Genomic DNA, 22599 nt, shown 5'->3' on the forward strand with positions numbered 1-22599 from the left:
TGCCGTTTCACCTTGACGATCGTCCGTCGCGCTACGCTCAATAGTCCTTCGAATAGCGCAGGTTTGCCGACGACCCGGCATTGGTGCCGGTCTTCGACAACAGGCTCAGCGTTTTCGACAGCGCGATCTCCAACTGGGTGGCGGTGAAGCCCTTGGAGTCGGTGATGACCTCCACATAGATATTGTTGGAGATATGCTGGCCGACTGCGAGCGAGGTGCCGCGCCCGGTCGTGTCGTCGCCGCCAACGATGCCGATCCGGTCGATGCCCGACGCGCCCTGCAACTTGCCCATCGGGTTCAATCCGCCGCTGCCGCCACGCAAGCCGTTGAGCGCCGCCGCCAGTTGCACCGCCTGCATCGGCGAGAGGTTGGCGACATTGTCGCCGAACAATATGCGCGAGAGAATTTCGTCCTGCGGCAAGGTGGGCGTGGAGATGAAGGCTATGTCCGGCTGCTGCGCCGACCCCGTCACTTGGATGCCCGCGGTCACCGTGTCGATCCGGGTCTGCGCCTTGATCGCCAGGATGGGATTGAACATCGGCCCGTTGAAGGTGATCACGCCCTGTTCCAGATCGAACTGGTGACCCGAAAAGCTGTAGCGGCCGCGGATCGATTCGATCCTGCCGACGACGCGCGGATTGGCGGTCGTTCCGGTGACGCGCATGTTGGTCTTCCATTCGGAATCCAGCCCCATGCCGGTGACGTAGATTTCGTTGTCCGCCTTCACCCGGATATCCAGCTTCCAGTCGGCGGGCTTGGCCGCCGCCTTGCGCGCCGCCAGTCGCTGGTCGAGCGCGTCGCCGCCTGCGCCCTTGCGCCGCACGCCGGCAAGCTGGCGGATCTCGGTCCCGCCCTGCCAGGCGACCTTGTACCGGGTTTCGGGCAGGTTCAGGTCGCCCTTGATCAGGCCACCATTGGCCGGGCTGTTGCTGATATTGATGGTCCCGCTGACGACGCTGGTGATCGCTTCGCTGCGCGCCAGCCGCGCGCGGTTCAACTTGACCGCGATATCCATCGGGAAGCCGCTCGCGGCGGCCAGCCCGACATTGCCCGACGCCTGCACCGTACCCTCGCCCGCCCGGCCGGAGAAATCGCGTATCTCCAGATGATCGTTGGTGAAGCGCCCATCCAGCTTCATCTGGGTAACGCGCGTGCCGAACGTCTCATTTTCATAGGTCAGCGCATTGGCGCGGACCACGCCGTTCAGCCGCGGATCGCTCAGCCGCCCGCTAAAGTCGGCCGCCACGGCGAGGCCGCCGGTCAACTGCTGATCGGCCAGCCCGGCGAAGGAGAACAGGACATCGGCCGGCCCGGCATAGCGGATGCCGCCGCCCAGCGGGGCATTCTGCAACTGCTCGGCCCAGCTTGCGCCCGCGCCCGGCGGCGCCAGCGTGGCGGTGAAGCGGCCCAGCGTGCTGCTGCCTTCGCGAATCAGGCCGCGCAGGTCGCCACCGGCCGAAGACAGCTTGCCTTCGACATTCATCGACACCGGGTCGGACACGGCGGTCAGGCTGGAGCGGCGGAAATCGTTGATCGCCAACCGGGTGGTTGCGGTCGGGAAGGCGCTGCCCTTTTGCGCATAGTCCAGTGTGCCGGTCATTCGGCCGCCAATGCCTAGGCCCGGCGCGGCCATGTTCGCGATGGCCAAGTCGAAATCCTTGAACCGGGCCTGCGCCACGGTCGTGTCGCCGAAGCGCCCGGCCAGATCGACCTTGCCCTGCGGCAGCACCAAAGTCGCCGGTTCCAGGCGATAGCCGCCCGGCTCGCTGCGGATGATGGCCGGCTGGGCCAGACGGAAGTCGATGTTCGCCGCCTTGCCCTGCAACGCCACGGCATAGAGGTTGGGGCGCAGCGCGGCGTTGGCGGCGATCGAGAAGGGCACGCCGCTGGAGCCGTCGGCGACCAGTTGCGCGCGTCCGCGTCCGCCCTGATAGTCGATCCGCGCCCGCGCCTTTCGCACCACATAGGCGCCATAGGCGGCGTTGGCGATCTGCGCGTCGGCCTTGATCTGGGGCTGATCGGTCAGCAGCATGGAGGCGGTGACGATCGCCCGGCCGATCACGACATCGGCCTCGCCCGGCAGTTTGGCGTTGCTGGCGGTGGCGTTGACGTCCACGCCCTGCACCTTGCCCACGGCGGCCAGCCGGATCGCGCCGGTGATGCCGGAGCCGTTCATGGCGAGCTGCCCGGTGAAGGGGCCGGCGGTGCTTTGCTGGATGCGGCCGTTCATGTCGACCCCGGCGAAGCGCGCCTTGGTGACGTCGATGGTCAACGGGCCTTTCGCCGTGCGGATCAACACATTGGCGAAGAATGGCCCATAGGGCGACCCGCCGGTGGCTTCCAGCCGGTATCCTGCCGCCTCGCCATTCAGCTTGGCCACCACGTCGGTCAGTTGCACGCCGACATTGGGCCGCGCCGCGCGCAACACCGCCTGCGGCCGCTCCATCGTGCCCCGCACGGTCAGCGCGAGCGGCCCATATTGTTTGGAGGACGCCGTCGCATCGAACGCGACCTGCCCGTCGGTGTCATAGCTGCCGGAGCCACTGTGGATCGTGAAGTTGGGCGCCGCGCCTTTCAGGCCGGCGAGGGTGAACTTGCCCTCCGGCGTCATGCCGATCTTGCCGCTGGCGACCGCATTGCCGCCCAGGAAATCGCGGACCGAGGCATTCTCCCAGCGCGCGGTGCGTACGCCGAAGCGGCCCGACAGGCCAAAGCCGCCCTTGGGGCCGGGCACCAGCTCGACATCGGTGTTGAGGTTGACGATGCCCACGCCGTCGATCTTATAATCGTTGACCCGACCTTTGAGCGCCCCGCGATAGAGCGCGTTGTCGAGGTCGGCCAGCACGATGGCGGTGGCGTCCACCCGGTCGCTGTCGATCTTCAGATTGTCGCTGATCAGCTTGCCCGCGGCATAGGCGAAATCGCCCTTCACGCGCAGATTTTGCAGCAGGCCGCCCGCTGCGGCATTGAGGCCGGTGACGCGGGTGGCAGTGGCGCTGATCGGAATGCGGATGCGATCGCTGTCGATCACCGCCCGGCCGCTGGCCTTCAGATTCTCGATGCCGGTGGCGTCGAACGCCAGGCTCTTGGCGGTAATGTCATAATCGATGAACGGCGTCGCCATCGGCCCGTCGAGGATGATGGAGGCGCGCACGTCACGACCCTTCACCTTCTCCATGATCGCGCCGGGCGTCAGCAGCGCGGCGTTGATCCTGAGCGCGCTGAACTGGCTTTTGCCGAGGTCGATCAGCCCCTGCGCGTCGGCGCTCATGGCGCGCGAGCGCAACGTGCCCTTGATATTGACGCGCCGCTCGTTCAGCCCGGCGAACAGATCGACGTCCAGTTGCGGCGCGGTCAGGCGATCGACCGTGCCGGCGAAGACGATGCCTGGACGCACCGGGCCTTTGGCGGTGAAATTGCCGTCCCGCGCCGACAAGGCGATGTTGGCCAATTCACCTTTGGGCGAGGTCGCGACGACCCGCCCGTCCCACGCCTGCCATGTCCCCTTGCCGTCGAGCGTCGCGGTGACGCCGTCGGTCAGGCCGGTCATGGCGGCGATCACGCCGCCCTTGGGCGCGGTCAGCGTGCCGCTCATCGCCAGGCGGTTCTGGTCGGGCACAGCGTCCAGCTTCGCCTGCAGCCGGTCGCCGCTGTCGACGACCGCATCGGCGGACAGGATGGCCCGGCCATCGGCAATATGGGTGACGCCGTCGATCGCGATCTCGCGCTTCTGGCCGACCACCGGCTTGGCCAGGATGAACTTGCCGATCTTCATCCGGTCGACGTCGATGTCCAGGTCGGGCAGGATCGGGGCGTTGGGATCGCTGGCGACGACGTTGAACTGCGGGCTGCGCGCCAGCACGACCAGCGGCGTTTCCAGCAGGCTGACCGAGATATGATTATTCACGTAGCGGAACGGGCGCCAGATCACATGCACCTTTGGGCTGACTGCGAACACGCCCTTGGGATCGCGCAGCACCAGGTCATGGATCGTCATGTCGCTGTAGATCGACCCGTCGATCCGGCCGACCTCGATCTTCATGCCCGATTCCATTTGCAGCGCGGCGATCTGCTGGATCAGGAATTTCTTGCCCGGCTGGGTATTGAGGCCCAGCAGCAGCCCGCCGGCCAACAGCCCCAGCGCGATGACGAGGCCGACGACGCCGATCGCGATCTTCTGCCACAGCGGACGCTTTTCGCGGATGACGATCGTCTGGGTCGCGTCGTCAACGGCGGGCATGATGTCGTCCTGCGCCATCAGAAAGCCTGCCCGATGCCGATGTAGAGGGCGAATTTAGACTCGCCGGGCTGCCGGTTGATCGGCATGGCGATGTCCGCGCGGAACGGACCGAAATTGGTATAGAAGCGGCCGCCCAGGCCGACGCCGTAGCGCATGTCGGAAAATTGCGGCATGGAGCTTTCATAGACCTGACCGGCGTCCACGAAGGCGACGACGCCATAATTGCCGAAGCGATAACGCCCCTCGACCGCAAATTCATTGACCGACCGGCCGCCGATCGGATCGTTGTTCGCGTCCTTCGGCCCCAGTTCCTGATAGCCGAAACCGCGTACCGATCCGCCGCCGCCCGCATAGATGCGCCGCGATGGCGCGACATCGCCGCGGCTGACCCCGGTGATGGTGCCGACCTTGGCCCGTCCCGCAATGACCAGATTGTCCGACACCGGATAATAGCCGGTCAGGTCGAAACTGGCGCGCAGATAGGGCGAGAAATTCCCCTGCAACGACCCTTCCGGTTCGGCGCGCAGATTGGCGCGGAAGCCCTTGGTCGGGTTGAGCAGGTCGTTGGAGCGATCATAGCCGATCTGCACCGGCAGACCGCCGATGAAATAGGTGCGCCGCGTCTTGTCCGCGGTGGCCGGGTCGATCACCACCTGCTCGTTGGTCAGCAGGATTTCCGCGCCATAGCTGTAGGTCCAGCGCTTCTGGAAGATCGGCGTCGATTGGCGCGCCCAGCCGATGTTGAGCCCGGCGGTGAATGCTTCATAGGCGTCATATTTCTGGTGGTTGAGCGTCGCCCCGGCCTGGAAGGTCTTGTCCCGCTTGCCCGCATTGGACCGTCGGAATGTGCCAGACACGCCTTGCTCCTGCGTGCCTGCAATCACGCCGCCGATCAGCGCGCCTTCGGGGGGGAACAGGTTGCGGTGGGTCCATGTCGCCTCCGCGCGGAACCCCTGGCCGGTGCCATAGCCCGCTTCGCCCGCCAGCGTGCGGGGTGGCCCGGCTTCCTGCTCGACGGCCAGATCGACATATTCGGTGCCGTCCGGCCCCGCCTCGCCGGTCTGCACCGGCTCCACCGACACGCTGGAAAATAGCGACGTCGCGACCAGCGCCTTGCGCAGATCGTCCACCTTGCGGCTGTCATAGAGTTCGCCCGGCTTGTAGCGCTTGATGACCTCCATATGATCGGCGCCAAACGCCTGTTTGTCGCCGCTGGTGATGATCTTGCGGAACGTGCCGCGCGGGCCGGTATCCACCGGCAGCGTATAGTCGCCCGTCACTGTCGCGGGATCGAGCAATATGTCGCGGTCCCCGACCTTTGCGAAAGGATAGCCATTTTCGGGCAGCTTCAACGCGATATTGGCCTCCGCGCCTTCGACCAGGGTCGCGACGATATAATCGCCGGTCTTGAGCGGCAGGCTGTCGCGGACCAGGCCGGGCGGCACCGTCGGCCCGGCATTGATGACGATGTCGCCGATCTTGTAGCGTTTGCCCGGCGTTACGGAGATCACCGCCTTCAGCGTCCCGTCACCGGCCTGGTCCAGGCTGGCGAGCGCCGTCGCGTCATAATAGCCCTGCGAATAGAAGAGGCGCGTCGCGAGCTTCTCATCCTCCTGCGCGCGCGCCTGCACCATGGCTGCGGTTTCAGCCTTGCCCTTGCCGTCGATCAGCGCGGATTCGGCGCGGAATTCGTCCTCCAGACCCGTCTTGCCAAAGCCTTCTATGCTGGTGGCGTAGCGTATGTCGGGCTGCTTCGCGTTGGCATTATTATTGTCCGCGACATTGGTCGGCACGGTCACGCTGTCGAGCGGCGGCAGCGGCTGGGCCAGTTCCTGTTCCTCGGCTGGATCGATCGCCGGCGGCAATTCGGTTGGCGCGTTCGATGACTGCGGCATCTGCTGGTCGATCCAGCTCTCGATCGAGGGCAGGGGCGCGTCGGGATTGGCCTGGTCCGGAGTCCCTGCCTTGGGCAACCGCGCCTCGAACTGGTCGTCGGGCAGGATCGGCTCTTCGCCCTGGGTCGCTTCATAAGGAAGGCTGGGATCGGGTACGGGCGTCGACTGGGCTTGGGCCATCAGCGGCAGGGACGAGGCTGTCATCAGCGCCACGGCCATTATGCGCCGGACATGATATGCCTGTCGTCTCGTCATGAACCTACGATGCCCCCTTTGCACCGTGCATTCCACACGCGCGGTAAAGAGGCAATACGCTCAACAAGTTGCCTCGGTTCCACCTACAACAGGATTTGCCGCGCTTCCCACGGGACTCGCAGAAGGCTAGAGGCTTTGCATGACATTTGCGCTCAATATCTCGCGATCGATTTCGGGCCAGCCCTGGCGCTGGCGGGGCGGCAACGCCGACGGGCGCGACGCCACCTATCTGCCCGACGATCTGGTGACGCAATTGCTGCTGGCGCGGGGGTGTCCGCGCGACGCAGTCGAGGCCCACCGCAATCCCACCATCCGTCAGTTCATGCCCGACCCCAGCCTGTTCCGTGACATGGACGCCGCCGCCGATCGGCTGGCCGACGCGGTGCAGCGCGGCGAGGATGTCCGTATCTTCGGCGATTATGACGTCGACGGTGCGACCAGCGCGGCGCTGCTGATCCGGTTGCTGCGCGATCTGGGGCTGCACGCGAAACCCTATATCCCCGACCGTCTGATGGAAGGCTATGGCCCGTCGGGCGAGGCGCTGGTGCGGCTGGCGGGGGAGGGCGCGACCCTGATCGTCACCGTCGATTGCGGCGCGCAGGCGTTCGAGGCGCTGTCGATGGCCAGGGCGACCGGCGTCGACGTCGTCGTGGTCGATCATCATAAATGCTCGACCTCGCTGCCCGAAGCCTTCGCGCTGGTGAACCCCAACCGGCTGGACGAGAATGACGGCGCGGCGGTGCATGGCCATCTCGCCGCGGTCGGCGTCGCCTTCCTGCTCGGCGCGGCGCTGGTACGGGTCTTGCGGGCGCGGGGCTGGTTCGCCAGTCGCAGCGAGCCGGCGCTGATGGAGTTGCTCGATATCGTCGCGCTCGGCACGGTGGCGGACGTCGCGCAATTGAAGGGCCTCAACCGCGCCTTCGTGGCGCAGGGGCTGAAGGTGATGGCCAAGCGCCATAATATCGGCCTTGCCGCCCTGATCGACGCCAGCCGCCTGACCCGTGCGCCGCTGTGCCACGATCTGGGCTTCGCGCTCGGCCCGCGCATCAATGCGGGCGGTCGGGTCGGGCAGGCGGATCTGGGCGTGCGGTTGCTCACAACGGAAGACCCGGTGGAAGCGGCAAGCATCGCCGCGCAGCTCGACCAGTATAATGAGGAACGCCGCGCCATCGAATCGACGGTGCAGGAACAGGCCGAAGCCTTGCTGGCCGCGCAGGGCAATCGCGCCGTGGCGGTCATATCCGGCCAGGGCTGGCACCCCGGCGTCATCGGCATCGTTGCGGGCCGGATCAAGGAAAAGGCCGGCCGGCCCGCCATCGTCATCGCCATCGATGAAGACGGCATGGGCAAGGGGTCGGGCCGCTCCGTCTCCGGGGTGGACCTGGGCGCGGCGGTGATGGCGGCCAAGGATAGCGGCCTGCTCGTCGCGGGCGGCGGCCATGCCATGGCGGCGGGGCTGACGGTCGCGGCCGACCGGATCGACGCGCTTGCCGACTTTCTGGACGACCGGCTGTCCGCCGCCGTCGCCAGGGCGCGCGACAACCGGGCGCTGCTGATCGACGCGGTGCTCGCCCCGGCCGGGGTGAACCCGGACTTCGTCGCGGCGATCGAGCAGGGCGGGCCCTATGGCGCGGGCTGGCCCGCACCGCTGATCGCCGCCGGGCCGATGCGCATCATCAAGGCCGATGTCGTGGGCAACGGCCATTTGCGCGCGATCATGAGCGGGGAGGACGGCCGGTCGATCAAGACGATCGCCTTCCGCCAGGCCGAAACCGATCTGGGCCAGGCGATATTGGGCGCGCCGCGCGACCGCAAATTGTGGGTCGCGGGCAAGGCCAAGATCGATGACTGGGGCAGCCGCCCGGCCGCCGAACTGCATCTGGAGGACGCCGCCTGGGCGGATTAAGCAGGATTGTCATTTTCTTGCCTTTTGGGGGTTGACCCTTTTGCCGTCCCCGCCTAATTGCGCCCTCGCTTCGCAGCGCTGCCCGGTCAGTCGCTGCATGAGGTCCCATCGTCTAACGGTTAGGACACTGCCCTTTCACGGCAGCGATACGGGTTCGAATCCCGTTGGGATCACCACCTCCGCTCCGGCGGAGGGGCTTTTCACCTCCCTTCATCGACAAATCCTTCGCCCAGCGGTTGCGGGGTGCGTGCGTCGGCTTTAGCCTTGGACGCCCGCCGTCCTTGCCGAGTATATGTTGCCCGATGCGTTCTTTTGTCTTGTGCGTCCTTGGTTTGATCCTCGGCCTGTGGCCTGTCCTCTCCGTCGCGCTGCCGGCCAATCAGCCCACCCCCGGCTTCACCCGCGTCGCGATCGAAACCTCGGCCGGCACGATCACCGTCGCGGTGGACCAGAAGCGGGCGCCGCGCACCTCGGCCAATTTCCTGACCTATGTCGATGACGGCCGCTTCGACGGCGTCACCTTCTATCGGGCGGCGCGGCTCAAGAGCGATCCCCATTATGGCCTGATCCAGGGCGGGATCGACACCGACGCCCGTCGCTCGCTGCCGCCGATCCCGCATGAGCCGACCAGCCGTACCGGCATCCTGCATCGCGATGCGACCCTTTCCATGGCGCGGCCCAACCGGCCCAATTCGGCGATGGGCAATTTCTTCATCACCATCGGTGCGACGCCCAACATGGACGCGCGCGGCGACTATATCGGCTATGCCGCCTTCGGCCATGTCGTCGGCGGCATGGATGTGGTGCGCAAAATTCTGTCGGTGCCGACCTGTTGCGGGTCGGGGCCGATGCGCGGGCAGATGATCGTCAAGCCGATCCGCATCCTGCGCGCCCGGCGACTGGACGGCGCGCCCAAGCCCACGCGCGGGGTGAAGCCGTGGCTGATCGGCCTCAACAAACGGACAGCGAAGTAGACATCTCTACGCGAACACCGCCCGATCGCGCACCCATCGCCTGCCGCCCTCGCGCGGCGGCCGGGCCTGAACCCTCTTCCACGCCTGTTCGTGGAAGAAGAAGGCGACGGCGTTGATCACCGGCTCCACCAGCGCGATTCCGCCGGCGAGCGCGATCGACCCGGTCATGGCATAGGCGACGGTGAAGCCAACGGTCAGGTGGATGGACAGATAGGTGCCGGTCTTGATGAGGTCGAGCGACATGGGCGTCTCCTTGGTCGCGACCTAGTTAAGAGTCATTCGCAACAACGGCCAATGGCTTTTTCCGCTGGCTCTGATCGCCCCGGACGATCAGGCTGCCGCGATCAGGACGGCGACGGAGGAGAGGGCGCATGGCTGGACGGATCAGGGTGGGCATTGGCGGCTGGGTCTACGAGCCGTGGCGCGGGAATTTCTACCCGGTGGGACTGCGGCAGAAGGACGAGTTGGCCTATGTCGGCGAACATCTGACCGCGACCGAGATCAACGCGACTTATTATAGCAGCCAGAAGCCCGCGACCTTTGCCGGCTGGGCGAAGGCGGTGCCGGACGGCTTCCAGTTTGCGGTCAAGGCGTCGCGCTATTGCACCAATCGCAAGCTGCTGGCGCAGGCGGGTGATTCCATCGCCAAGTTCACCAGCCAGGGGATCGCCGAACTTGGCGACCGGCTGGGGCCGATCCTGTGGCAGTTCATGCCGACCAAGCGCTTCGACCCGGACGATTTCGGCGCCTTCCTGCACTTACTGCCGCCGAGCGTCGATGGGGTGCCATTGCGCCACGCATTGGAGGTGCGGCACGGGAGTTTCGACGACCCGGCCTTCCTGGCGATGGCGCGCGACGCCGGGGCCGCGGTGGTGCTGGCGGACCATGACGACTATCCCGCGATCGCCGGCCATGATGTCGGCTTTGCCTATATGCGGCTGATGCGGGCGCAGGCGGACGAAGCGACCGGCTATCCGCCTGCGGCGATCGCGGACTGGGCCGGGCGGGCCAGGGCGGCCGCGGGGCAGGGCGATGTCTTCGCCTTCTTCATTAGCGGCGCCAAGGAGCGCAACCCGGCGGCGGCGCAGGCGATGATCGTGGCTTTACAGTAACAGGCCTGTTGCATTTAGTGCAATCGGTATGCCGTGCTTTGCGATTGTTACAAGAATATGACGGGCTTATTGGCCCGATCACACCCAGATGGGTGACAATTCTTGCAAAGATGGAGCAAAATATGCGGCAGGCCTTTCAGGGCGCTGTGCTGGCCATTGCGGTCGGCGTTCAGATGCTGACTTTCTATTCGGTGCTATATGCCTGATTGCGCGTTGCGCGCGCACTGCATCCCGACTCGTCAGGATGCGAAAAGGCCGCTCCCGGTTTGACCGGAGCGGCCTTTTTATTTGCTCTCTATTTGGCGATGTCGTGAACCGGTCGCGGGCGATCATCAGCCCTCCGCCAGCCAGCCCGCGAGCAGATAGGCCACGACGCCGATCGGTCCCAATGCGCAGAGCGTCAGCAGGACCAGTCCGACGCGGAGCAGCGTCACGTCCAGTCCGGTGCGGTTGGCGACGCCGGCGCATACGCCCATAATCTTGCCGTTGTTGCGGTCGAGGGTGAAGCTGTTGCTCATCTGTCTGGCCTTCTGCTGAAACGATGGGAAGGGCGCGCGCGATCAGGCGATCGGCGACACCGGGATCGCCGCGCTGACGAACAGGCTGGCGACGATGAAAGCGCCGATAAGGGCGACAGCGGCGTGCTGGATCTTGGCGATGGACATGGTGGATACTCCCTGATGTGATGGCCGGATCATTCCGACCTTGATGCCCACAGGAGTTGCAGATGCCGTGCCAGTTTCGATTTTTGGCGGAAATCCCAGATTCTTTGCCAATAAGGCATCATGCTAGGCTGGCGAATAGACTCGCTATTGGGATATTTTCCCGCAGGTTGGTGAAATATGCTTGACGCTGTGGCGGGACCTGCTTTTTTATTCGTGTATGGCACGCTGCGGGCTGCCTTTGACGGGGAGATGGCGCGCTGGTTGCGGCAGGTGGCGCGGCTGGTCGGCCCGGCTACGGTCGGCGGCGCGCTCTACCGGGTCGCCGACTATCCGGGGCTGGTGGCCGGGCCGACGGGCAGGGTGCGGGGCGACCTCTTCGCACTGAGCGACGCCGCGGCGATCCTGGTCGTGCTGGACGATTATGAGGAATGCGCGCCCCATCACCCCCAGCCCCATGAATATCGCCGCGAGGCGATGACGGTGCAGGCGGCGGACGGGCCGGTGGAGGCCTGGGTCTATCTCTACACGCGCGACACAGCTGGCCTGCCCCCTGTCGCCGATGGCGACTTCCTGTCTTGCGCGCAGACCCCGGACGACTAGTCTGCCGCGTCGGGGGATGCACAGGAGACAGGCGCCGATGACGACCGATCGCAAACAGGATGACGCGGCCCCCGTGGAGCGGCTGGCGGAAGACCGCAACTGGGTCGGCACCACCGGCTTCCAGCGTCGGCACATATTGGCGGGCGGAGCCTTCGCGGCCGGTTTCGCCGCCGCCTGCCGCCCCATCGCCAGCAGCGCGGTGCAGACCTCCGCCGAAGGGCTGACGGAAGAGAATGTCTCGATTCCCGCCAGCGACGGCTTTGCCATGCCCGCCTTCGTCGCGCGCCCGGCGGGCGGTAAGGCCGCGCCCGTCATCGTCGTGGTGCATGAGATTTTCGGCGTGCATGAATGGATTCGCGACATCTGCCGCCGCTTCGCCAAGGCGGGCTATTACGCCATCGCGCCCGACCTGTTCGCCCGCCACGGCGACGCGACCAAGGTCGCTGATTTCAAGCAATTGATCGGCACCATCGTGTCCAAAGCACCCGACGCGCAGGTGCTGGCCGATATCGACACCACCTATGGCTGGGCCGGAAAACATGGCGGCGATGCGACGCGGCGCGGCATCACCGGCTTCTGCTGGGGCGGGCGGGTCGTCTGGCTCTATGCCGCGCATAGCGCCGATCTGGATGCGGGCGTCGCTTATTATGGGCGGCTGGTGACGGACAAGACGCCCTTGCAGACGCTGAGCGCGATCGAGGAGGTCGGCAAGCTCAAGGCGCCTGTGCTGGGCCAATATGGCGCACTGGACAAGGGCATACCGCTGACGGACGTGGAGGCGATGCGCGCGGCGCTGGTGAAGGCGGGCAAGTCCCCGCCCGACGCCATCACCGTCCATGAGGGCGCGGACCATGGCTTCATGGCCGATTATCGCCCCAGCTATAACGAAGCCGCCGCCAAGGCCGCGTGGGACGCGACGCTCGACTGGTTTGGAACATATGTGAAGCGGTGAGAAAAACCGGGCTCCTGTGTTCGCAGGAGCCCGGCCCTATTATTTCTGCTTCATCGCCTCGACCGCGGCGAGCGTGGTCTTCACATGCTCGGCATAGTTCATTTCGCTATGGACGAAGGCCACCCGGCCCGACGGCGCGATGACATAGGAGGTGCGATCGGTCATGCCCGGCCGCATCTTGAGCGCCACGTCATAGCCGGTCACGATCGCCGGCCCGGCCGACGCCACGGCGAACTTGCCCGCGCATTCCTTGGTCGAAAAGGCGACGAGATCGTCCACGGGGTCGGCCGACATGCCGATGACCGTCGCGCCGGCCGCCTTGAACTTGTCGATATTCTCGGCAAATTCGCGCGCTTCGGCCGAACAGCCCGGCGTGAACGCCTTGGGGAAGAAATAGAGCACCACCGGCCCGCGCTTCAACTGGTGCGACAGGGTCAGGGTGAAGGTCTTGCCCGCCTGCGCGCCGCGGGTGGTGAAGTCGGGCGCCTTGGCGCCGACGGCAAGGGCGGCCATCGCGCCGCTGGAACTCAGGGCGGCGGCGGCGGCGAGGAGAAGAGACAGGCGCTTCATAGGTCGGTTCCTTGGGTCGGACGGTGATCGGGCTGTTCCCATAATTCGATCGCATTGCCCTCCGGATCATGAATGCGGGCGAAACGGCCGAGGACGGGATCGTCCCATTCGGGCTTGGTGATGATCGCAACGCCTGCGGCGCGCAAGCGGTCCAGAAGGGAATCGAGATCGGACACGCGGAAATTCAGCATGAAGGCCTTGTCGGCGGCGAAATAGTCGCTGTCCGCCTTGAACGGGGCGAACACCATCGGCCCGCCGCGCGGCTGCCAGATCCATTCATTGGGCGTGTCCGCCGGATCGACCACGCAGCCGCCGCCGACATTCAGGTGGGTGCGATACCACGCCCCCAGCGCATCGGGATCGCGCGCGCGAAAGAACAGGCCTCCCATTCCCAGCACCGGCATGGCATCGACTCCCCATTATGTGAACGCCCGGACGCTATCATGCGGGCAGGGCCGAGTCATGCATGGGAACCGGCGGCGCGCTGGCCGGTTCCTCCTTACATGCGGAAATCATGTCCACCCGTGACGCTTCTGTCCCTGTTGCTGGCCGCCGGCTGCAACCAGGCGTCGGACAAGAGCGCCGACCAGCCCGGCGTCGTCGCCAACATATTGGACCAGACGCTGCCTAATGTGGAGGAAGCGCCGCCTGCCGCCAATGCGATTACGCCGGTGGAATCGCCGCCGAAGATCGACACGCCCCCGCCCGAAGCGGCTCCCGTCGGCCTGATCCCCGCCGCCATGCAGGGCAACTGGACCGGCACGCAGGATCGATGCGGCGATCGCAGCGCCGATCTGGAACTGACCGTCACCCCCGACCGGCTGTTGTTCCACGAAAGCGTCGGTACGGTGCAAAGCGTGACGGCAGGCGAGGATGGCCGCGCCGCTGTGGAAGCGGCCTTCACCGGCGAAGGCCAGAGCTGGACCCGCACCCTGGCGTTGCGCACGTCGCCGGACGGCAAGGCGCTGACCATCGTCAATGACGGGACGGCGGTTACGCGCAAGCGTTGTTGAAGGGCGAGGCGTTGCTTTGACATCCGCCCCTTCCCCCTCCGCCTTCTGCCCGCTACAGCCACGCGATGATCGGCCGCCTTACCTTGAGCGATTTCCGCAATCATGCGGACGCGCTGATCCTGCCCGACCATAGCTTCATCCTGCTGACCGGCGACAATGGCGCGGGCAAGACCAACATATTGGAAGCGGTGTCGATGCTGGCGCCCGGTCGCGGGCTGCGCGGCGCGCCGCTGTCCGCCATGGCGCGGCAGGAGGGGAGCGGCGGCTTCGGCATCGCGGCGGAAGTGGACGGCGTGGTGCTGGGCACCGGCGTCGCCGCCGCCAGCCCGGAACGGCGACAGGTGCGGATCGGCGGCGTGGCCTCCTCCGCCAACGCGCTGGCCGACCATCTGGCGATCGTCTGGCTCACCCCGGCGATGGACCGGCTGTTCCTCGACAGTCCCGGCGGGCGACGGCGCTTCCTCGACCGGCTGACGCTGGCGCTGCATTCGGGCCATGCGATGCACAGCGCCCGCTATGACGCGGCGATGCGGGCGCGCAACCGGCTGCTCACCGACCCGCGCCGAGCCGACCCGGCCTGGTTGTCGGCGTTGGAGGCGCAAATGGGCGAGCATGGTGCAGCGCTGGCGGGTGCGCGCGCCGATCTGGTGGCGCGGTTGAACGCGATGCTGGCGGACCAGCCCGACGAACCCTTCGCCCGGCCGCGGATCGCGATCGAAGGCGAGGATGCCGGCGACGACGCGCTGGCGGATCGGCTGGCGCGCGAGCGGCGGCGCGATGCGGCGGCGGGGCGCACCCTGTCCGGCCCGCATCGCCACGACCTGGCCGTCACCCATATCGCCAAGGATCAGCCCGCTGCGCTCTGTTCGACCGGCGAGCAGAAGGCGCTGCTGCTCTCGATCCTGCTGGCCCATGCCGCGCTGGTGGCGGCGACACGGGGCCAGCCGCCGGTACTACTGCTCGACGAAGTGGCGGCGCATCTCGACCCGTCCCGCCGCAGCGCATTATTCCAACGATTGCGGGAAACCGGGGGGCAGGTGTGGATGACGGGTACAGAATCCAGTCTTTTCAACGATCTGGATGATGCAACCCGATTGACGGTAACGGCCGGGCAGGTTTTTCGTTCCGCAGCATAACGCATCGACGGAACGACTCGTCGCCCCACGCTTGTCCATCCGTCCGGCGTCTGCCCTAAGACCGGCATCGGGGTTCAAGCCTACAAAATAAGTCGGGGTCGCAATCACATGGTCGTTGGTTTTCGCGCGTTTTTCGCGGCGTCTATTCTTGCGCTCTCGACCCTTTTCGCTGTTCCCGCCACCGCCGGCACACTCCAGTGCGTTCCTTTCGCCCGGCAGGTTTCCGGCATCGACATCCACGGCAACGCCAATACCTGGTGGGGCCAGGCCGAAGGGCGCTACGACCGTGGTCATGAACCCCGCGTCGGTGCCGTCCTGGCCTTCGCCGCCAGCCGTTCGATGCCGGTCGGCCATGTCGCCATGGTCAGCAAGGTGGTCAGCGGCCGCGAAGTGCTGCTGACCCACGCCAACTGGTCCTATCGCGGCGGCATCGAGCGCAACGTCCGCGCCATCGACGTGTCGGCCAATAACGACTGGACCGATGTCCGGGTATGGTATGGTCCGATCGGCGACCTGGGCCTGCGTTCCAACCCGGCGCGCGGCTTCATCTACGCCCAGCCGTCCAAGACCATCGATCAGCCCGTCCAGATCGCGTCGGCCGACGCGACCGGCGGCGCTGCGGTGCACGCCGCTTTCTGATCGCGGCGCGCGATCGAGAACGCCTGCGGCGCGGATCGATCGCTTTTTTCCAAACCCTTACATCGCTGATGCAGGCTTAACCTCTTCTCAAACCATGGCGGCCTAGGGTCATCCTTGGTGGGGCGATTCTTGTTATCGGGATCGCATAAGATGTTTCGAGCGATACGCCGGACTGCGGCATGGCTGCTGTTGTCCGGTCTGGCGGCCGCGCCCTCCTGGGGGGCGGCGGTGCTGCAATGTGTGCCCTATGCCCGGATCGTATCGGGCGTGGCGATCAAGGGCGATGCGCTGACTTGGTGGGATCAGGCGGATGGTCAATATAAGCGCGGGACCAAGCCGAAAAAGGGTGCGGTGCTGGCTTTTCGGCCCAATGGTCCGATGCTGCTGGGCCATGTCGCGGTCATCAGCAAGGTGCTGGACGACCGCCGCGTACTGATCCGTCACGCCAACTGGTCCGTCCCCGGCGCGATCGAGGAGGATGTGCTGGCGATCGACGTGTCGGAGGATGGCGACTGGAGTCAGGTGAGGGTGTGGCATAGCCCGACGGGCCAAATGGGCGCGCGCACCAACCCGACCTTCGGTTTCATCTATCCGGCCAAGGCCCGGCTGCATGATTTCACCCCCGACCCGATACTGGGCGCGAGCGTGCGTTTCGCCAAGGTCGATTCGGATATGTGGGACGAACAGGGGCTGCCGCGGATGTTGCGGGAGCCGCGCGTAACGCCGGTCATGGCCAGCCCGCGCATGATCCAGGTCGCGCAGGCCAGGCCAGCGCCCAGGGCGCGCAAGGCCGTACCGCGGCTGGAGGCCGATCCCTTCGTCGTCGAATATGCCGACGCGGCTCCGTCGCAACGGACGCTGAGCGCGATCATCGCCGATGTGCGGCGCGAGGCGGTGATGAACTGATACAAAAAAGGGGCGCTCTCGTCGGCGCCCCTTTTTGTTTATTCGGCCTCGGTCGGCTTGTCTTCGGCAGACTTGTCTTCGATACCCTCGGCAGGATTTTCGAACCAGGCTTCGACTTCGCCGGTCAGCTTGATCGTCAGCGGATTGCCGTGACGGTCGCGGCTCTTGCCGGCGGCGACGCGAATCCAGCCCTCTGAGATCGAATATTCCTCCACATCCTTGCGCTCGCGGCCCTTGAACCGGATCCCGATGCCGCGTTGCAGCACCTCCATGTCGAAATGGGGGCTTTTGGGATTGGTGGACAGATGATCGGGGGGCGTGTCGCTCATGGTGATATTCCCTGGAAAGTTTGTTCGCGCCTAGCGCCTGGGGTCGCCGTCCGTCAACCGCCGCGCTTTTCATCGACGTCACAGAAGATGCGGCGAATGACGCCCGCGTCCAGCCAGGCGGTGAAGCGGTTTTCCGCGTCGGCGAGGCCCGCGAAGGGATAGGCGACCGGGCGATCATCCACCGCGCGGCTGGCCGCCATCAGCCGGGCGATAGCGTCGGGCGCGGTGGTCAGGATGCGCCCGCGCCGGTCGGTCGAGGCGCTGTTGACCCCCACGACATGGCCGTCTTCGGCAAAAACCGGCCCGCCGCTTATCCCCGACAAGGTGCCGTCTCCGTCAGGGATACGGCCCTTTTCGGCCCAGGCCAGGATCGGCTGGGTCAGGTCGCTGCGCCCACGCCGCGCGCTCGCCTCGCCGATTAGTTCTGACATGACCAATGTCGGTCGGCCGGCTGGAAAGCCCATATGAAAGCCCGGCGTGCCGGGTTGCGGGATGCGGCTGGACAGCGGCAGGGCGGCGGGACTGGTTATGCCGTCACGCACCAGCGCGGCGTCCGCCTCCACGCTTTCGATCACGCGCGACACCGGTCGCGCGAAACGGCCATCCTCAAGGCCCACGCGGGTGCAGCCATGGGTGACATGCTGGGCGGTCAGCCAGGCGCCGTCGCGGTCGACGGCAAAGGCGGTGCCCATCGAATCGGCTGGCCCGTTGGGATTATCCTCGATCACGAACTGTTCATCGCTCCAGTCGGGCATCGGCCGGCGCGGCGATCGCGGGTCGAACTGTTCGACCTTAAGCGGCGGCACGGCCATGTCCTGACCGAGCCACGCGACCAGCAACAGGCCCCCGAACGCGAAGGGCAGGCAGCCGCAGCCGCGCTTCGCCATCGCCTCAGCCCGCGACCGCGGCGGCGGTCAGGCAGGCGATCGCGGCTTTCATCATCGCCAGGAAGATCGCGGCCGATCGCTCGTTGGCCTCGATCCGCGCCGACAGGGTGCCGAGCAGGAAATCGACCAGGCGGAAGGCGACGAGTTGCAGCACCAATGTCACGCTGCCCCAGATGACGATGTCCCAGACATTGACCGACCCGGCGAGGCAGAAGCCCAACGGCGCCGCCAGCCCGATCGCGGCGCCGCCGAGCGAGATCGCTGCGGCTTCGTTGCCGCCGCGGATCAGCGCGAATTCGTCATGCGGGGTGATCCACATATAGAGGCCCAGCGCCGCCAGCCAGACCAGCGTCGCGCTGCCCAGATGCAGCAACAGGATGGGAAGGCCCGACAACAGGCTTTGAATCACGGGCATGGGATCGGTCATGCCGTCCCCAATGCCGTAACCCGCCCCAAGGTTCAATCGGGGCGGGTCACGGGTGAAATATAGCCGCTGGCTTTAGCGGCAGATGCGCACGCGCACGTCGCGATCGCGATAATAGTCGTAGCGCCATTCGGTCCAGCAGCGCGTGCGATAGCGATAGGCGGTCCGATAATGGCCGCGATGCCCGCGCCAATCGCGCCGGTCGCCGCGCCAGTGGCGGCGATCATCCCAGCGCCTGTTGTCCCAGCGGCCATCACGGTCGCCGCGCCAGCCGGACCCGCCATAATATTGCGCCTGGGCCGGGGCCGCTGCTGCGCCAAGGCCGGTGATGGCGAGGCTTAACGCGGCCGCGCCCTTCCAGAACAGGTTCATGTCTTTCTCTCCTCACAGATCCCGCCCGTCACGGGAGGGAGCATGAAAGGGAGAATGCATCGCGCCGACTGAACCGTCCGCGAATGGACATGTCAGCGACGGTTCAGGCTTTTCAGCGCCCCCGCAACGCCGCCTCGGCTTCCTGCATATAGTCGCGGGTGATCGGCAGCGCGCGGCGGTCGCGGCTATATTGCACCTGGAAATTGACCATGCCGCCATGTTCGAACACGGTCGCCGCCCCGGCCAAGTAGAAGGTCCACAGGCGAAAGAAGCGTTCGTCATAGAGGGCGACGATGTCGGCCTTGTGCGCCATGGTCCGCCGATACCATTCGCGGATGGTAAGGCCATAATGGATGCGCAGCACCTCCACATCCGTCACCATCAGCCTAGTGCCCTCGCTGCCCGCGATCATTTCCGACAGGGCCGGGATATAGCCGCCGGGGAAGATATATTTCTGGGTGAAGGCGTCGGTCACCCCCGGCCCGCCCATGCGGCCGATGGTGTGGACCAGCATCACCCCGTCCGGCGTCAGCAGGTTGCGGCAGGTGTCGAAGAAGGTGCGGAAATGGGCAGTGCCTACATGTTCGAACATGCCCACCGACACGATCCGGTCGAACGGCCCCTTCATGTCGCGATAGTCGATCAGTTCGAAGCGGACATGGTCGGCGACGCCCGCATCGGCGGCCCGCTGGCGCGCGACCTTGAGCTGCTCTTCCGACAGGGTGATGCCGGTCACATCGACGCCGCAGGTGCGGTGCAGGTAGAGCGCCATGCCGCCCCAGCCGCAGCCTATGTCCAGCACCGTCATGCCCGGTTTCAGGTGCAGCTTGGCGGCGATATGCGCTTTCTTGTCTTCCTGCGCCTGTTCCAGCCCGATCCCGGCCTCATTGTCCGCATCGGGATAATAGGCGCAGCTATATTGGCGATCGCGGTCCAGGAAGAGGGCGTAGAGAGCGCCCGACAGGTCGTAATGATGAGCAACATTGGCCTTGGACCGCGCCTTGTGGTTGGCGCGCCACAGCTTTTGCCGCACGCTGCCGACGCTGCGCTTGAGCAGGTTCTTGGTTTCGATCGACTTGCCCTGTTCCCAAGGATTGTTCGCGCGGATCATGGACAGGAATTCCATGATGCCGCCGCCTTCGATCGCCACCCGTCCGTCGATCCAGGCTTCGGCCATGCCCAGCCGCGGATCCTTGACGATGTCGAAAGGCACCCGGCCGTCCTTGAAGCGCAGCGCGAGGTCGGGAAAGGCGGGGTCGGGCTGACCCACGGTGATCGTTTTGCCGTTGGCGTAGTAGACGGTCAGGCGACCGCGTGAGACCAACCGCTTGAGAACCAATTCAAACAGCTTCATGCCGGAACCTTGTCATGTCGTTACGCAGACGTCAAATGCCCGCATACCAATCATAATCGGCATGGTCCTCCCAAAAACCACCCTTGCCCTTGCCGATCGCGGCCAGGCTGTCGACCGCCTCTATCCCCATCAGATATTTGGCCTGTTTATAGCCCAGTTGGCGTTCGACCCGCAGCCGCAGCGGCGCGCCATTGGCGACCGACAGCGGCCGGTCGTTGAGCGCGAAGGCCAGGATGGTCTGGGGGTGGAAGGCGTCGGCCAGATCGATGCTCTCATAATAGGGCCGCCCGCCGCCCATGTCGTCGGCACAGCGGAAGACGATATAGCGCGCGCTGCTGCGCAGCCCTGCGCCGTCCAGAATGGTCTTGAGGCGGACGCCGCGCCACTTGCCGATCGCGCTCCAGCCTTCGACGCAATCATGACGGGTGATCTGCTCGCGATGGGGCAATGCGCGCAGTTGCGACAGCGACAGCGACAGGTCGCGCGCGACCAGACCGCCGACCTGCAACCGCCAGTCGGCAAAGCCGTTGCGCCACAACGCCTTGTAGGCGGGCGTATTGGGATTGGCGGTGCCGTTGGCGCGGAAGACGGGGGAAATCTGGTCGGGCCGGAATTCGCGCGCCAGCGCGTCGGGCGCCATCAGGCCGCGCTGCGCCCATTTATGGAAATTCTCGGCGGAAAAGAGCGTCTCGCGAAACGACTCGTTGCGCGCCAGCCGGTCGCAGCCGGACAGCGTTGCGGTCGCGCCGAGCAGCAGATGGCGGCGGGTCAGGATCATGGCCGATCCTCCGGCACGCGATAGCGGCCGGTGATCATCGAGCGCACCTCGTTCAGCGGTCCGGCGAGGACGACCATCAGGATATGGACCAGAAAGAAGGCGGCGAGTGCGAAGGCGGCGATGAAATGGATCGATCGGGCAGATTGCCGGCCGCCGAACAGGTCCAGCAGCCAGGGCCAGGCCGCATTCATGCCCGGCGACATGGTGAGGCCGGTCAGGATCACCAGCGGCAGCGCGATGAAGATGACGCCGATATAGCTGGCCTTCTGCAGCACATTATAGCGCAGCGCCGTCTGGCCAGTGGGGAAGCGCAGCCGGGCATGGTCCCTGATATCCTGCCACACATGGCGCGGGGCCAGTTCCCCGCGGCGAAAGGCGAGGTCGCGGGCGATGTGCCGATTGGCGAGGCTCCAGAGCATGTAAGCGAGCAAGGCGAAGGCGAAAAGCGGCGCGGCGGCCAGATGCCAGTGGCGCGACAGGGCGAGGCTGTAATGGCCCGGCAGGGTGATCCAGCCGGGGAAGCGTTCCAACGTCAGCCAGGCCACATCGAAATTCGCGCCATATTGCCCCCAATAGAGGCGGGGATGGGCGTTGAAAATGCCAAGGCCACTGGTGAACAGCACATAGAGCAGCAGCGCATTGAGCCAATGCCATAAGCGGGTGGACAGGCGGTGGCGTTTGACGACACCGGCTTCCATGGGGGTCGGTCTGTCCATGATGATGATCCTATCCCATCTGTCGCAATAGTCCAATATTCGGTCCGTGGCTCGTTTTGGTTACAACCCATCGCGAATGGCCGCATCGGGATCGCTCGACCGGGCAGCGCGGGCGTTGTCACACTTTTGCAACACAAGTCCTGAAATTGATTGAAATAAAGTCTGACCCCCTTTGCAACTCAATCTTGCGATCCTAGATGGCGGCTGCGTGATCATGATGCAGATCATGTTCTTGATCTCCCGATAATGGAGAGAAGAGTCGCAGGAGTTGTCGTGAGAATAAGTTCATGATTGCTTTGCATCGAACCTGAACGCCGGATGAATGTCTCAATCACGGCGACTAGATAATAAATGAGGACTTTATGAAGACTGTGATTTTCGCAGCCATTGCTGCTGCCACCGTTGTTTCCGCTCCTGCTTTCGCTCAGGACGCAGCGCCCTTCACCGGGCCGCGCGCGGGCGTCACCTTGGGTTATGACAAGATCGGCGGCGAAGAAGGCTTCTCCTACGGCGTCAACGCCGGCTACGACCTCGCGCTCGCGCCCCGCATCGTCGGCGGTGTCGAAGTCAGCCTGGGCGACACCACGGTCGACGACAGCGACCTGGACGTCAGCCGTGACATCACCGCCTCGCTGCGCGCCGGTTATGTCGTGACGCCCCGCGTCCTTGCCTTCGGCAAGGTCGGCTACACGTCGACCCGCTTCGAAGTCGACGGCGACGGCGTTGGCCTGGAAGGCGTGCGCTACGGTGGCGGCCTGGAGTTCGCGGCGACCCCGAACACCTATATCTCGGCCGAATATCAGCGCACCGAATATGAGCAGAACATCGGCGGCCGCGACGCCGCGGTGGTCGGCATCGGCTTCCGCTTCTGATCCC

At 65.6% G+C, this 22599-nt stretch carries 23 protein-coding genes and 1 tRNA gene; 11 read left to right on the plus strand and 13 right to left on the minus strand.

The genetic code is table 11. The annotated features are described in order from the left end of the window. Nucleotides 1-37 precede the first annotated feature (37 nt). Both V473_RS01220 and V473_RS01225 read right to left on the minus strand, forming a co-directional pair. Complete coding sequence (locus V473_RS01220; RefSeq protein WP_066599532.1) at nucleotides 38-4258, minus strand: translocation/assembly module TamB domain-containing protein; 4221 nt, start codon at nucleotides 4256-4258, stop codon at nucleotides 38-40. Continuing rightward, nucleotides 4258-6390, minus strand: a complete 2133-nt coding sequence (locus V473_RS01225; protein ID WP_066599534.1) for an autotransporter assembly complex protein TamA — start codon at nucleotides 6388-6390, stop codon at nucleotides 4258-4260. The genes V473_RS01220 and V473_RS01225 overlap by 1 nt, the downstream gene beginning before the upstream one ends. Nucleotides 6391-6529: 139 nt before the next feature. On the opposite strand from V473_RS01225, the gene recJ reads away from it, so the two are divergent. The 3 genes from recJ to V473_RS01240 all read left to right on the plus strand — a co-directional run bounded on the left by recJ (nucleotide 6530) and on the right by V473_RS01240 (nucleotide 9270). Continuing rightward, nucleotides 6530-8296, plus strand: coding sequence for a single-stranded-DNA-specific exonuclease RecJ (recJ, locus tag V473_RS01230; RefSeq protein WP_066599536.1), 1767 nt, complete (start codon nucleotides 6530-6532; stop codon nucleotides 8294-8296). Nucleotides 8297-8397: 101 nt separating this feature from the next. Continuing rightward, nucleotides 8398-8472: transfer RNA gene (locus V473_RS01235), tRNA-Glu, on the plus strand. 126 nt (nucleotides 8473-8598) lie between these two features. Next, nucleotides 8599-9270, plus strand: a complete 672-nt coding sequence (locus V473_RS01240) for a peptidylprolyl isomerase (RefSeq protein WP_066599538.1) — start codon at nucleotides 8599-8601, stop codon at nucleotides 9268-9270. A gap of 6 nt (nucleotides 9271-9276) precedes the next feature. On the opposite strand, the gene V473_RS01245 is transcribed toward V473_RS01240, so the two are convergent. Continuing rightward, complete coding sequence (locus V473_RS01245) at nucleotides 9277-9513, minus strand: DUF2061 domain-containing protein (RefSeq protein WP_066599540.1); 237 nt, start codon at nucleotides 9511-9513, stop codon at nucleotides 9277-9279. Between the two features lie 128 nt (nucleotides 9514-9641). Between V473_RS01245 and V473_RS01250 the strand changes: the two genes are divergently transcribed. Then, a complete protein-coding gene (locus V473_RS01250) occupies nucleotides 9642-10382 on the plus strand; it encodes a DUF72 domain-containing protein (protein ID WP_066599543.1) in 741 nt (246 codons plus the stop codon). Between the two features lie 332 nt (nucleotides 10383-10714). Here V473_RS01250 and V473_RS01255 read toward each other — a convergent pair whose 3' ends face one another. Then, the gene (locus tag V473_RS01255; RefSeq protein ID WP_066599544.1) at nucleotides 10715-10900 is read right to left on the minus strand and encodes a PspC domain-containing protein; all 186 of its coding nucleotides are present in this window, start codon (nucleotides 10898-10900) and stop codon (nucleotides 10715-10717) included. A 324-nt stretch (nucleotides 10901-11224) separates the two neighbouring features. Here V473_RS01255 and V473_RS01260 point away from each other — a divergent pair, with 324 nt between their 5' ends. Further along, nucleotides 11225-11647, plus strand: coding sequence for a gamma-glutamylcyclotransferase family protein (locus V473_RS01260; protein WP_066599545.1), 423 nt, complete (start codon nucleotides 11225-11227; stop codon nucleotides 11645-11647). Nucleotides 11648-11684: 37 nt separating this feature from the next. After that, the gene (locus V473_RS01265; RefSeq protein ID WP_066599547.1) at nucleotides 11685-12599 is read left to right on the plus strand and encodes a dienelactone hydrolase family protein; all 915 of its coding nucleotides are present in this window, start codon (nucleotides 11685-11687) and stop codon (nucleotides 12597-12599) included. Nucleotides 12600-12638: 39 nt separating this feature from the next. Here the strand turns inward: V473_RS01265 and V473_RS01270 are convergent, their stop codons facing one another. Together V473_RS01270 and V473_RS01275 are read right to left on the minus strand one after the other, a co-directional pair. After that, entirely contained in the window at nucleotides 12639-13169 is a 531-nt protein-coding gene (locus V473_RS01270; protein ID WP_066599550.1) for a peroxiredoxin, read from the minus strand. After that, nucleotides 13166-13573, minus strand: coding sequence for a VOC family protein (locus V473_RS01275; protein ID WP_066599553.1), 408 nt, complete (start codon nucleotides 13571-13573; stop codon nucleotides 13166-13168). The genes V473_RS01270 and V473_RS01275 overlap by 4 nt, the downstream gene beginning before the upstream one ends. Nucleotides 13574-13693: 120 nt before the next feature. Between V473_RS01275 and V473_RS01280 the strand changes: the two genes are divergently transcribed. From V473_RS01280 to V473_RS01295, 4 genes are all read left to right on the plus strand, one after another. After that, nucleotides 13694-14182 (plus strand): hypothetical protein, encoded by a 489-nt coding sequence (locus V473_RS01280; RefSeq protein WP_242495934.1) that lies wholly within the window; start codon nucleotides 13694-13696, stop codon nucleotides 14180-14182. Nucleotides 14183-14247: 65 nt separating this feature from the next. Next, on the plus strand, nucleotides 14248-15318 hold the full coding sequence (gene recF, locus V473_RS01285) for a DNA replication/repair protein RecF (RefSeq protein WP_066599562.1): 1071 nt from the start codon (nucleotides 14248-14250) through the stop codon (nucleotides 15316-15318). Nucleotides 15319-15426: 108 nt separating this feature from the next. Then, nucleotides 15427-15957, plus strand: a complete 531-nt coding sequence (locus tag V473_RS01290; protein ID WP_066599565.1) for a CHAP domain-containing protein — start codon at nucleotides 15427-15429, stop codon at nucleotides 15955-15957. Between the two features lie 150 nt (nucleotides 15958-16107). Further along, the gene (locus tag V473_RS01295; RefSeq protein WP_066599568.1) at nucleotides 16108-16863 is read left to right on the plus strand and encodes a CHAP domain-containing protein; all 756 of its coding nucleotides are present in this window, start codon (nucleotides 16108-16110) and stop codon (nucleotides 16861-16863) included. 38 nt (nucleotides 16864-16901) lie between these two features. Here V473_RS01295 and V473_RS01300 read toward each other — a convergent pair whose 3' ends face one another. The 7 genes from V473_RS01300 to V473_RS01330 all read right to left on the minus strand — a co-directional run bounded on the left by V473_RS01300 (nucleotide 16902) and on the right by V473_RS01330 (nucleotide 21723). Next, nucleotides 16902-17192 carry a DUF3297 family protein gene (locus V473_RS01300; protein WP_066599573.1) on the minus strand — a complete coding sequence of 97 codons (291 nt, stop codon included), beginning with the start codon at nucleotides 17190-17192 and terminating at the stop codon, nucleotides 16902-16904. A 53-nt stretch (nucleotides 17193-17245) separates the two neighbouring features. Continuing rightward, nucleotides 17246-18079, minus strand: coding sequence for a S1 family peptidase (locus tag V473_RS01305; RefSeq protein WP_066599575.1), 834 nt, complete (start codon nucleotides 18077-18079; stop codon nucleotides 17246-17248). Between the two features lie 4 nt (nucleotides 18080-18083). Then, nucleotides 18084-18506: a DUF350 domain-containing protein gene (locus V473_RS01310; protein ID WP_066599578.1), complete on the minus strand. Its 423-nt coding sequence runs from the start codon at nucleotides 18504-18506 to the stop codon at nucleotides 18084-18086. A 72-nt stretch (nucleotides 18507-18578) separates the two neighbouring features. After that, on the minus strand, nucleotides 18579-18875 hold the full coding sequence (locus V473_RS01315; RefSeq protein ID WP_066599583.1) for a hypothetical protein: 297 nt from the start codon (nucleotides 18873-18875) through the stop codon (nucleotides 18579-18581). A 112-nt stretch (nucleotides 18876-18987) separates the two neighbouring features. Further along, nucleotides 18988-20229 (minus strand): SAM-dependent methyltransferase, encoded by a 1242-nt coding sequence (locus V473_RS01320; RefSeq protein WP_066599586.1) that lies wholly within the window; start codon nucleotides 20227-20229, stop codon nucleotides 18988-18990. Between the two features lie 31 nt (nucleotides 20230-20260). Further along, nucleotides 20261-21007 (minus strand): molybdopterin-binding protein, encoded by a 747-nt coding sequence (locus tag V473_RS01325; protein ID WP_066599587.1) that lies wholly within the window; start codon nucleotides 21005-21007, stop codon nucleotides 20261-20263. Next, the gene (locus V473_RS01330; protein ID WP_066599590.1) at nucleotides 21004-21723 is read right to left on the minus strand and encodes a cytochrome b/b6 domain-containing protein; all 720 of its coding nucleotides are present in this window, start codon (nucleotides 21721-21723) and stop codon (nucleotides 21004-21006) included. The genes V473_RS01325 and V473_RS01330 overlap by 4 nt, the downstream gene beginning before the upstream one ends. A 362-nt stretch (nucleotides 21724-22085) precedes the next feature. Between V473_RS01330 and V473_RS01335 the strand changes: the two genes are divergently transcribed. Further along, nucleotides 22086-22595 carry a porin family protein gene (locus V473_RS01335; protein ID WP_066599593.1) on the plus strand — a complete coding sequence of 170 codons (510 nt, stop codon included), beginning with the start codon at nucleotides 22086-22088 and terminating at the stop codon, nucleotides 22593-22595. Nucleotides 22596-22599: the final 4 nt, after the last annotated feature.

This window comes from Sphingobium cupriresistens LL01, from assembly GCF_001046645.1.
Classification (GTDB): Bacteria; Pseudomonadota; Alphaproteobacteria; order Sphingomonadales; family Sphingomonadaceae; genus Sphingobium; species Sphingobium cupriresistens.